This is a genomic window from Polaribacter sp., assembly GCF_036480315.1.
GTDB lineage: Bacteria > Bacteroidota > Bacteroidia > Flavobacteriales > Flavobacteriaceae > Polaribacter.
The window spans coordinates 42,358-53,356 of sequence record NZ_JAZGGG010000066.1; the positions used below are offsets into that span (position 1 = coordinate 42,358).

Consider the following 10,999-nt stretch of genomic DNA (forward strand, 5'->3'; position numbering starts at 1 on the left):
ATGTATGACAGGATTGATTTATCAAGTTCAGAAATTTTCTTGAAGTTATCTTCAGGAATTCTAACCAATAACAAAAAACCTATTTTAAAGTTTGAAGAAAAAATAGAGACATATTTAGAAAATAAAAAGAAGGTTGTAGCTTTAAACTCAGGAACATCTGCAATTCATTTGGCATTAATTTTAAGCGGTGTAAAAAAAGGCGATGAAGTTATATGTCAGTCATTTACTTATGTTGCATCAGCGAACCCAATTATCTATCAAAATGCAACACCTGTTTTTATTGATAGTGAGAAAGAAACATGGAATATTTGCCCTAAATATTTAGAATTAGCAATAAAGGATAGGATTTTAAAAGGAAAAAAACCAAAAGCAATTATTTTCGTTCATTTATATGGGATGCCTTCCAAGATTGATGAAATTGTTAAAATAGCTAATAAGTATCAAATAGTTTTAATTGAAGATGCTGCTGAGGCATTAGGTGCAGAATATAAAGGGAGAAAATGTGGTACTTTTGGTGATTTTGGAATTTTTTCTTTTAATAATAATAAGATTATTTCTACTTTAGGTGGGGGGATTTTAATATGTAAAAACGTTAAAGAAAAACAGCGAGCAATTTTTTTAGCAACACAATCTAGAGACACATCTGTTCACTATCAACATTCTATAGTGGGTTATAATTATCGAATGAGTACAGGATTAGCTAAAATAGGAATTGATCAAATAGATTTGTTAGAAAAACATGTTACTGCAAGAAGAAGTAATAATCAGCTTTACCAATTTTTTTTTAACAGAATTGAAGGAATTAGTGTTTTTAAAGAACTAAATGATGTTTTTTTTTCTAATCATTGGTTAAGTTGTATTTTAATTGATGAAAATATTACTGGTTTTTCTAGAGAAGATTTAAGATTACAACTAGAGAAAGATAATATAGAATCTAGACCTCTATGGAAACCATTGCATTTACAACCTGTTTTTATGAAATATAGTTATTATGGGAACTCAGTGTGTGATAACTTGTTTAATATTGGTTTGTGTTTACCTTCTAGTTCTAATCTTACGAAAAATGATTTTTTACGAATTACAAATTCAATTAAGAAAATTTTGTAAATTTGTCGCAAACTATTAGAAAACAATGATAAGAAATTTTTTTTTAAAAGCACTTAATAAATATGCTTCAAAGTGGATTGTTTTAGTTATAGACATTTTACTTATTTGTTTTTCATTTATTTTAGCATATTCAATCAGGTTTGATATTAGTTTTAATTTTGATTTTTCTACTTTAATATTTCAATTAATACTTGTTGGAATAACAGCTACTATTAGTTTTTTAACAATTGGATCCTACAAAGGTATTATAAGACATACCGGTACAAAAGATGCTTTTAATGTATTCATAGGGGTTACCATTTTTACTTTAATTATTAGTTTTGTTGTCGTTATAAATCAATTATTTAAAATCGATCAAAGTTTTACAATCCCAAAATCAATAATATTAATTCATTATTTAGTCTCGGTTTTTATATTGATTATCAGTAGATATGTCTTTAAAGCTTTTTATGAAGTTATTTCAACAGAACTAGATATTATTACAAATGCATTAATTTACGGTGCAGGAGATTCTGGAATTATAACTTATGGAGCTTTAAATAGAGAAAGAGAAAGTAATTATGAGATTTTAGGTTTTATTGATGATGATAAAAATAAAATAAATAAAAAAATTGATAGAACCAAAATCTATAATCTTTCAAAAATTAATAAAGAGTTTATAGAGAAAAACGATATAAGTGAAGTTATTATTTCAATTCAAAAAATAAAACCAAGTAAGCTTCTAGATATCACTGATAAATTGATCGCATTAAATTTGAAGGTCAAGATTGTTCCTCCCTTATCTAAATGGATAGGTGGGGATTTACAAGCTAATCAAATAAAACAAATTAATATTGAAGATTTATTAGACAGGGCTCCAATAGTTATAGATAACCCAATTATACAAAGAGAAGTTAATAATAAAGTAGTATTAGTTTCTGGAGCTGCAGGGTCAATAGGAAGTGAAATTTCTAGACAGTTAAGTTTATATAAATGTAAACTAATAGTTTTAATAGATCAAGCAGAATCTCCGCTTTATGATCTTCAACAAGAGTTAATTCAAAAAAAGATTACAAACTTTGTCGCTATTGTTTCTGACGTAAGGGATAAACAAAAAATGTCTAGGATTTTTAAAAAATATAATCCGCAAAGAGTCTTTCATGCAGCTGCATATAAACATGTGCCATTAATGGAGAAATCTCCTTATGAAGCAATTAAAGTAAATGTTTTAGGGACAAAAAATTTAGCTGATTTATCAATTGAAAACAATATAGAAAGGTTCGTTATGGTGTCTACAGATAAGGCAGTAAATCCAACTAATGTTATGGGGGCATCTAAAAGAATTGCAGAATTATATATTGGTTGCCTGAGTAAGAAATCCAAGGAAACAAAGTTTACAATAACAAGATTTGGTAATGTTTTAGGATCCAATGGATCTGTTATTCCTTTATTTAAAAAGCAAATAGATAATGGAGGACCTTTAACGTTAACCCACAAAGATATTACAAGGTACTTTATGACCATTCCTGAAGCATGTAGTTTAGTTTTAGAAGCTGGTACAATGGGCAAAGGGGGGGAGATTTACATTTTTGATATGGGGAAATCTGTTAAGATTTTTAAAATAGCGAAAAGAATGATTTATTTATCTGGGTTAAAATATCCGGAAGATATAGATATAAAAATAACAGGTTTAAGACCTGGAGAAAAATTATACGAGGAGTTATTGGCAGACGGTGAGAATACAACAAAGACTTATCATAAAAAAATTATGATTGCGAAAACTCAAGAATTTGATGATTCTAGATTAAGATTAAAGATAGAAGAGTTATCAAGTGATTTTAATAAACTAAATAATAAAGAACTTGTATTATTAATGAAGGATTTAGTTCCTGAATATGTTTCTAATAATTCTGAATTTGAAAAATTAGATAAAGTTAGTTAGAATTTAAATTTTATAGTATTTTTGCCAAAATAAAATAATTATGATTAGGATTAAAATTAAAACTCAATATTTTATTAGAGTTTTCTTATTATTACTTTTTTTTACATCGTGTGTTTCAAAAAAGAATATCGTTTATTTTCAAAATGATGAAATAGACCAGTCTAAAGTAAGTAATAGTTACAAGACGATTATCAAACCTGATGATTTATTACAAATTACGATTACAGCTCAAGACGCTGAAGCTGTTAAACCTTTTAACTTGTCTGCTGTTACTTATTCGACAACGTCAAATTCGGCAATTGGTGTTGCACAGCAACAAAATTATTTAGTAGATAATAATGGTGAAATTGATTTTCCAGTTATAGGGGAATTGAAAGTTGGTGGTTTATCTAGAGATGACGTTATTAATTTATTAAAAAATAAACTGGAACCGGACTATATTAAAAACCCGAATATTAATATTAGAATTGCAAATTATAAGATTAGTGTTATAGGAGATGTTAGGAAACCTGGTAGTTATACAATACCCAACGAAAGAATTACTATTATAGAAGCTATTGCTTTGGCAGGTGATATAAACATATCAGGTCAGCGTAATAATATTATGGTTCAACGAGAGGAAGAAGGTAAAAAAGTTCAGTACAGAGTTAATCTATTGTCTAATAAAATAAATATTTCTCCAGTGTATTATTTACAGCAAAATGATGTTGTTTATATTGAACCTAATTATGCTGCGTCTCAATCAGCAAGTTACAATCAAAATACCGGTTTGTTTATTTCTATAGGTTCTATATTAATATCATTAATAACTATTTTAACTCGATAAGCTACGATGAATAAAGATTCTATAAATTCTCATATTCTACAAACACAGAATGATACATTAAATCTTCGTGAAGAATTAGAAAAGTATTTAATTCATTGGAAATGGTTTGTTGTTTTTGTAATGCTCTCAATTGCTTTTGCTTTTATATATTTACGTTACTCAACACCAAAGTATAAAGCTTCAACTTCTATTTTAATAAAAGATAATAATAAATCTGGGATTTCTGCTGAATTAGCTGCTTTTGAAGATTTAGGGATTGTTGGTGGAGGTTCAAGTAATAATACTGATAACGAAATTGAAATATTGAAATCTAGAAAGATTATCGGAAGTGTTATTGATAGCCTTAATTTTGATATTTCGTATTTTATTCAAGGAAGGATTAAGGTGAAAGAGATTTATAAAAGTTCTCCTATTAAATTAGTTTTTATTGAGAAAAACCCAAATCTTTTAGTGAAAGATACCTTGATATCAATATTAGTATCTAATAATCGTTTAAAATTAAAGAATGAAATTGGAGATATTGTATCCCAAGGAAGTTTTGATGAAATCTTAAATTCTGAATTAGGAACTTTTAAAATTCAAAAAAATACGAATGCTCAAAATAAAGAAGTTAAAGATTATGAATTAATAATAAAAATTACTCCAAGATATAAAGTTATTAGTAGTTACAGGTATCTAGTGAGTGTTTCAACAGTTAACAAAAATTCATCTGTTATAAACTTGTCTTTAAACGATCCAATAAGAACAAAAGCTGAAGATTTTTTAAATGAACTTGTTAGACAATATAATATTGACGCAATTAATGATAAAAATGAAGTTTCTCGTAAAACAAAAGAATTTATTGATGACCGTATTGGAAGTGTAGGAAGAGAACTTAATTTAATTCAAGATAGTATAAAAAATTTTAAGAGTAAAACTGGTTTTACAGGAGTAACTAATGAAGGGGAATTAATTTTAGAAAGTTTATCTAGAAATCATGAGAGTATTTTATCTCTTCAAACTCAATTGAGTATAGCAAAGTGGGTTAAAGAAAATTTAGAAAAGCAATCTATTAACGGAGATTTATTACCTGCGAATTTAGGTTTTGATAATATCAGTATTTCCGAATCGATAGGTAATTATAATGAGCTTATAATGAATAGGAATAGATTAGTTGTAAACGCGGGTAAGAAAAACCCTCAATTAATTGAACTTCAAAAACAAATTGTTAATCTTAAATTAAACTTAAACCAAAATTTAAATAACCTCACTACTTCTTTAGAACTTCAATATAAGGCGTTAAAAAGAGAACAAAGTAAAATAAGTTTTAAAAAGGCGGCAATACCTCTTACGGAAAGAGGCTTTATAGACATTGCAAGGCAGCAAGAAATTATAGCAGGACTGTTTTCTTATTTATTAAAGAAAAAAGAAGAAACGGCTATATCACTTGCAGTTGCAGTTGCTAATGCTAAAATTATTGATGTTGCTTATGGTTCAAACGTTCCCGTTTCTCCTAAAAGAACAATAATATATTTGGCGGCCATTTTATTAGGTTTAATAATACCGTTTATTATTATCTATGTTAAAAACTTATTAGATACTAAAATACATTCAAGAAAAGATATTGAAGAATATACGAATGTACCATTTTTGGGTGATGTTCCTCATTCTGAAACAAAAGAAAAAATAGTCATTGGTAATGATTCAAGGTCAAGTACAGCTGAAGCATTTAGATTAATTAGAACGAATCTAGACTTCATGCTTCCAAAATCATCTGAAAATAAATTAGGTAAAACTATATTTATTACCTCCACTACAAGTGGTGAAGGAAAATCTTTTATATCTATTAACCTTTCTGCTGCATTATCATTATCAAATAAGAAAGTTCTTTTGTTAGGTATGGATCTAAGAGCTCCAAAGGTTACTGAATATTTAGGTATACCAGAAAGAAAAGGAATCACCAATTTTATAACTAATAATGATATTACTTTACAGGATGTAAAGTTTTCAATTCCAGAAATAAAAGGTCTTGATATTATCGCGTCTGGTGTAATTCCTCCAAACCCCGCAGAATTGCTTTTAACTGATAAAGTTAAAGAGTTATTTGATGAAGTAAAAAAGGGTTATGATTATATAATAGTAGATACTGCTCCAGTAAATCTTGTAACTGATACCTTATTGATCTCTAAATATGCAGACATGTTTTTGTATGTAGCAAGGGCTAATTATTTAGATAAAAGAATGTTAGCTGTTCCTCAAACGTTGTATTTGGAAAAAAAATTACCAAACATGGCTGTTGTTTTAAATGATACAGATATGAATAGAGGTTATGGCTATGGTTACGGTTACGGTTATGGTTACGGTTACCTAGAGGAAGTGAAAAAACCTTGGTATAAAAAAATATTCTCTTAATATATGAAGATTTGCATATTTTAAATAAAAAAAGAGCAAATAAAGTTGCTCTTTTTTTATTTAAATTTTTTGTTATTATTTAATAAATCATTAACCTTTTTTAAGTTATTGTTGTTTCCAATAGTTTTTAATAGTTCTAAATGATTAAGATGATGTGTGTCAGAACCAACAAAATCGTACATATTCTCCTTTAGTAACTGATTACTAATTTTCTGAACATGCTTTCCATATTGAGGAGTTAAAGAAAGTAAATTTAACTGAAACAAACACCCCGCTTTTTTCAACTTGTAATAGGCTTCAAAATTATTATGGTAAAAATTATATCTTTCTGGATGTGCTAAAATTGGTTTATACCCTTTTAATTGAATTTCAAAGAGAATTTCAAACAAATTAATAGGCGCACTAAAATAAGACATTTCAACAAGTATAAAATTGTCTTTTAAAGTTAGAATATCATCATTTTCCAATCGTTTGGAAAATTGTTCGTCCATCATATATTCTGCAGCTGCACTTATAGAGATGTCATTTATATTTCGTTTTATTAACTCGTCTTTAACTTCTTTTAATTTTTGCTTTATAGTTTCTGAAGAATTTGGATAAACATCACCCAATATATGCGGTGTAGTAATAAAATTCTTAATTCCATAAGAACTCATTTTAGAAATCATTTCTATAGAATTATCTAAATTTTTTGCTCCATCATCAATGCCAGGTAATAAATGAGAGTGAATATCTACAAAGTCTTTCGGAAAAAAATCTGTTAAAGGAATCTGTTTTTTTTTGAAAAAAATCATTAAAAGTTATTTTATACAAATTTACAATATTTTAATACAAACGAAAACGATTGAAGTTTATTCTACTCTTGTATATGCAGTTTACTTGTAATATATTTGAGTAAAAATATATTTAATTATGATTTTAATTGCAGACGGGGGGTCTACAAAAGCAGATTGGATTGCTTTAAACAATGATAAAAATGAAGAGTTTAGAGTAACAACACTAGGTTTGAATCCAGCTATTGTTCCAGAGAAAGAACTCCATAACAGAATCATTAATATGTTTCAGCTTACGAGTATAAAAGATGATGTTACAGAAATCCATTTTTATGGAGCTGGTTGTGGTACACCAAAGCCAATTGAAATTTTAAAAAATATTTTACAATCTATTTTTGTAAATGCTAAAATATTTATTGCAGAAGATATGTTAGCTGCTGTTTATGCCGCTTCGGGTAAAGACCCAGCTTTAGTTTGTATTCTTGGAACTGGTTCTAATAGTTGTTATTTTAATGGAGTTAGTATGGAGATGTTAGTACCGTCTTTAGGGTATATTTTAATGGATGAAGCTAGTGGTAATTATTTTGGTAAAAAATTATTGATAGATTATTATTATGGAAAAATGCCAAAAAAAATTGCAAAAGAATTTGATAAAGAATTTAATTTAGATGCAGATTATATAAAAAAGAATCTTTACAGAGAGTCAAACCCCAATATGTATTTAGCATCTTTTGCGAAGTTTATGTTTGAATTTAAAGAAGATACATATATTAAAAGAATTATTAAAAAAGGGTTTCAGGAGTTTTTTAAATATCGAATATTACCTTATAATAAAACTACCGAAACTCCAATTTACTTTATTGGTTCAATTGCTTATTATTTTAGAGATATTTTAGATAAAATTGCTAAAAAAAATAATTTAAAAATTACTGACGTTATTAAAAGACCAATTGATAACTTATTAGAATATCATAAAAACAATATTAATTAATTAACTTTAATATTCGTTCTAAACGCATTCCTCTTGAGCCTTTAATTAAAATTGATTGATGTTCTAGAGGATTATTTTTTATAAAAAGGAATAAGTCATCATAAGTTTTAAATTGATGTTTATTTGTCTTTGTTTTATGAAAATTCTCACCTACAAAATAAATATTATCAAAATCTAATTCTGTTGCTAAATCAACAATTACTTGATGTTCAATTAAACTACTTGAACCCAATTCAAACATATCACCAAGAATTATAGTTTTATATTTATCCTTTAAACTCTTGAAGTTTTCTAAAGCTACTAACATACTCGAGGGATTTGCATTGTAAGCATCCAAAATAATTTGGTTAGATTCTTTTTTTATAATTTGAGATCTATTATTTGTAGATTCATATTCTTCAATAGCGTTTTTTATATCAATTAAACTAACTTTAAAATAATTTCCAATAGTAATTGCAGCGGCAATATTTGTATAATTGTAAGAACCAATTAAATTACTTTGAATTGTAGTTGAGTTATAAGATAATTTAACAAACGGGTTTACTCCAACAAATTTTAATGTTTCAGAAAATGGAATAAGCTTTAAATTTTTTGATTTTTCAACCTGTATTTTATCTTCAATATTTATAAAAGCAATTTTATCATTATTTTTAATATAATTATAAAGCTCACTTTTTCCTTTTATAACACCTTCAATACTACCAAAACCTTCTAAATGTGCTTTCCCAAAATTTGTAATGTAACCAAAATCTGGTTCACAAATATTACAGAGAAAATCAATTTCTTTTTGATGATTTGCACCCATTTCTATAATACCAATTTCAGTTTCTGGCGTCATAGAAAGCAATGTAAGTGGAACACCTATATGATTGTTTAGATTTCCTATTGTTGCCGTTGTATTGTATTGTGCACTTAAAACAGTATTAATAAGTTCTTTGGTAGTCGTTTTTCCGTTGCTACCGGTTAAACCTATTATTGGCAGCTTTAATTGTTTTCTATGGTAATTTGCTAATTTTTGTAATGTTTTTAAAACATTATCAACTAAAATAATATTAGCACTTGTTTTGTATTCTTTCTCATCTACTATAGCAAAGTTTGCACCTAGTTCTAAAGCTTTTTTCGCGAATTTATTACCGTTAAAATTATCTCCTTTTAAGGCAAAAAACACAGTGCTCTTACGAATTTTTCGTGTATCTGTATCAACTAAATAGTGTTGAGAATATAAATTATAAAGTGTATTAATTTCCATTTTTTAAATATAAAAAAACCTCATTGTAAAAAGAACAATGAGGTTATATTTTTTTTTGAAAGATTTATTTTATCTACGAACGCCTCTAGCTTTTCTCTTTTTATAAGTCATTGGTCCTACTTTATCAGTAACGCATCTAAAACCAATATAGTTTGTAGCCATATATTCTGGTAAATATCTTCTTTGAGCAGGATCTAGCCAATACTCTCTATCGGACCAAGAACCACCTTTGTAAACTCTAGTTCTATTACTAATAAGAGTTGTTCTCTTTTTAGAATCATTAACTAAAACCTCTCTTCCGTTCTCATCAGTCTCTCTTGTAGGTCTTTTAGGTGAGTTATACATACTTGGTTTAGATGCAAATTCATCCTCATCATCTTCGTAAAAACGAGATGAGTTTAAATCTCCATCTGTAATGTCTGTATTATCTGACACTGAAAAATTTCTTCTTAAGGTAGTATCATCTTTAGTAATAGGAATGTATTTAACAGAACCTGGAATTTGTTTTGGTATAATTTTTCCATTTGGTAAAGTATCATATTCTACTTCAGCTCCTTCAGAAACACCAGCAATTACAACCTTACCTTCTTCGTTAATCATTTTTTTAGTGAAGATGTTTCCTCTAAAATAATTAAAATCATTTGCTTCATTATCTATAATTGGTCTATAAACATCTGCAACCCATTCTGCAACATTTCCAGACATGTCATATAATCCAAACCCATTTGGAGGATAAGATTTTACTCTAATTGGTATATCAGAACCATCAGAACTCCAACCAGATAAACCACTATACTCACCTTGACCTTGTTTAAAATTAGCTAATTGATCTCCTCTAAACCTTTTATTCTTCTCTCTAGAGTATTTACCATTCCAAGCATATTTTTTTCTACCTCTAACATTGTTGTATTCTCTATTTTCGATATTTGCTTTTGCAGCAAATTCCCATTCAGCTTCAGTTGGAAGTCTAAATTTTTGAGTTAAAATACCATCTGCTTGTGTTATTTTTCTTCCTTGAAAACTACCTTTATTAGCACCTCTAGCAGTTCTTCCAACTCCTCTTTTATAAACGGTAGTATCTCCATCAAACAATTTGTCTGAATCTGCTAAAAATACATCCGTATCAAAATGGTTTCTTATAGAATCATTTTTAAAAATATTTTTAAGATGACCTTTTGCAATTAAAGTTTGTAAGTTCACCGCATCAGTTCTCCATTTACAATATTGGTTTGCTTGTAACCAACTTACACCTACAACAGGGTAATCTGCATATGCTGGATGACGTAAATAATTGTCAGATAAAATGTCTGTATTACCTAAACTTTTTCTCCAAACCAAAGTGTCAGGCAGAACTGAACTATATACATGCTTGTATTTCTCTTCCGAAGGAGGGAAAACTTGCTTCATATATTGTACATATAAAAAGTATTCAGAATTTGTAACTTCAGTTTCGTCCATAAAAAATGAACGGATGTGCATTTTCTTTGGTGTAGTGTTCCAGTCGAACATTACATCGTCTTGAACTTGTCCCATTGTAAATGAACCACCTTCAACAGCAACCATGCCTAAAGGCGGTTTTTGCCCTTCAAAAGAATTACCTCTTATGAAGTTACCATTGTTAGGGTCGTTAAAAGCTAAACCTGTTAATTTAGATTTACCAGAGGTAGATCTATTACAGTTAGTTAAAAGTATAGTTGTTAAAACAACTAAAGATATTTTTATTAAGTTTCTCATTTCCTAA

The 10,999-nt window shown here is 27.8% G+C and carries 8 protein-coding genes; 5 read left to right on the forward strand and 3 right to left on the reverse strand.

The genetic code is table 11. The annotated features are described in order from the left end of the window. The 4 genes from V3V28_RS13995 to V3V28_RS14010 are packed head-to-tail and all read left to right on the forward strand — an operon-like array spanning position 1 to position 6,245. On the forward strand, positions 1-1,107 hold the full coding sequence (locus V3V28_RS13995) for a DegT/DnrJ/EryC1/StrS family aminotransferase (RefSeq protein ID WP_331365635.1): 1,107 nt from the start codon (positions 1-3) through the stop codon (positions 1,105-1,107). Positions 1,108-1,132: 25 nt separating this feature from the next. Further along, positions 1,133-3,028, forward strand: coding sequence for a polysaccharide biosynthesis protein (locus tag V3V28_RS14000; protein ID WP_331365636.1), 1,896 nt, complete (start codon positions 1,133-1,135; stop codon positions 3,026-3,028). Positions 3,029-3,068: 40 nt separating this feature from the next. Then, positions 3,069-3,854 carry a polysaccharide biosynthesis/export family protein gene (locus V3V28_RS14005; protein ID WP_331365637.1) on the forward strand — a complete coding sequence of 262 codons (786 nt, stop codon included), beginning with the start codon at positions 3,069-3,071 and terminating at the stop codon, positions 3,852-3,854. A gap of 6 nt (positions 3,855-3,860) precedes the next feature. After that, positions 3,861-6,245: a GumC family protein gene (locus tag V3V28_RS14010; RefSeq protein WP_331365638.1), complete on the forward strand. Its 2,385-nt coding sequence runs from the start codon at positions 3,861-3,863 to the stop codon at positions 6,243-6,245. A gap of 56 nt (positions 6,246-6,301) precedes the next feature. On the opposite strand, the gene V3V28_RS14015 is transcribed toward V3V28_RS14010, so the two are convergent. After that, a complete protein-coding gene (locus V3V28_RS14015; protein WP_331365639.1) occupies positions 6,302-7,039 on the reverse strand; it encodes a tyrosine-protein phosphatase in 738 nt (245 codons plus the stop codon). 118 nt (positions 7,040-7,157) lie between these two features. On the opposite strand from V3V28_RS14015, the gene V3V28_RS14020 reads away from it, so the two are divergent. Then, entirely contained in the window at positions 7,158-8,009 is an 852-nt protein-coding gene (locus V3V28_RS14020) for an N-acetylglucosamine kinase (protein WP_331365640.1), read from the forward strand. On the opposite strand, the gene V3V28_RS14025 is transcribed toward V3V28_RS14020, so the two are convergent. Both V3V28_RS14025 and gldJ read right to left on the reverse strand, forming a co-directional pair. Then, on the reverse strand, positions 8,002-9,258 hold the full coding sequence (locus V3V28_RS14025; protein WP_331365641.1) for a UDP-N-acetylmuramoyl-tripeptide--D-alanyl-D-alanine ligase: 1,257 nt from the start codon (positions 9,256-9,258) through the stop codon (positions 8,002-8,004). The genes V3V28_RS14020 and V3V28_RS14025 overlap by 8 nt on opposite strands. A 69-nt stretch (positions 9,259-9,327) precedes the next feature. Beyond that, entirely contained in the window at positions 9,328-10,992 is a 1,665-nt protein-coding gene (gldJ, locus tag V3V28_RS14030; RefSeq protein ID WP_331365642.1) for a gliding motility lipoprotein GldJ, read from the reverse strand. Between the last annotated feature and the right edge of the window lie 7 nt (positions 10,993-10,999).

Coding starts and splice junctions, on each gene's coding strand:
- V3V28_RS13995 (WP_331365635.1), top strand. CDS start 1: ATGTATGACAGGATTGATTTATCAAGTTCAGAAATTTTCTTGAAGTTA.
- V3V28_RS14000 (WP_331365636.1), top strand. CDS start 1,133: ATGATAAGAAATTTTTTTTTAAAAGCACTTAATAAATATGCTTCAAAG.
- V3V28_RS14005 (WP_331365637.1), top strand. CDS start 3,069: ATGATTAGGATTAAAATTAAAACTCAATATTTTATTAGAGTTTTCTTA.
- V3V28_RS14010 (WP_331365638.1), top strand. CDS start 3,861: ATGAATAAAGATTCTATAAATTCTCATATTCTACAAACACAGAATGAT.
- V3V28_RS14015 (WP_331365639.1), bottom strand. CDS start 7,039: ATGATTTTTTTCAAAAAAAAACAGATTCCTTTAACAGATTTTTTTCCG.
- V3V28_RS14020 (WP_331365640.1), top strand. CDS start 7,158: ATGATTTTAATTGCAGACGGGGGGTCTACAAAAGCAGATTGGATTGCT.
- V3V28_RS14025 (WP_331365641.1), bottom strand. CDS start 9,258: ATGGAAATTAATACACTTTATAATTTATATTCTCAACACTATTTAGTT.
- gldJ (WP_331365642.1), bottom strand. CDS start 10,992: ATGAGAAACTTAATAAAAATATCTTTAGTTGTTTTAACAACTATACTT.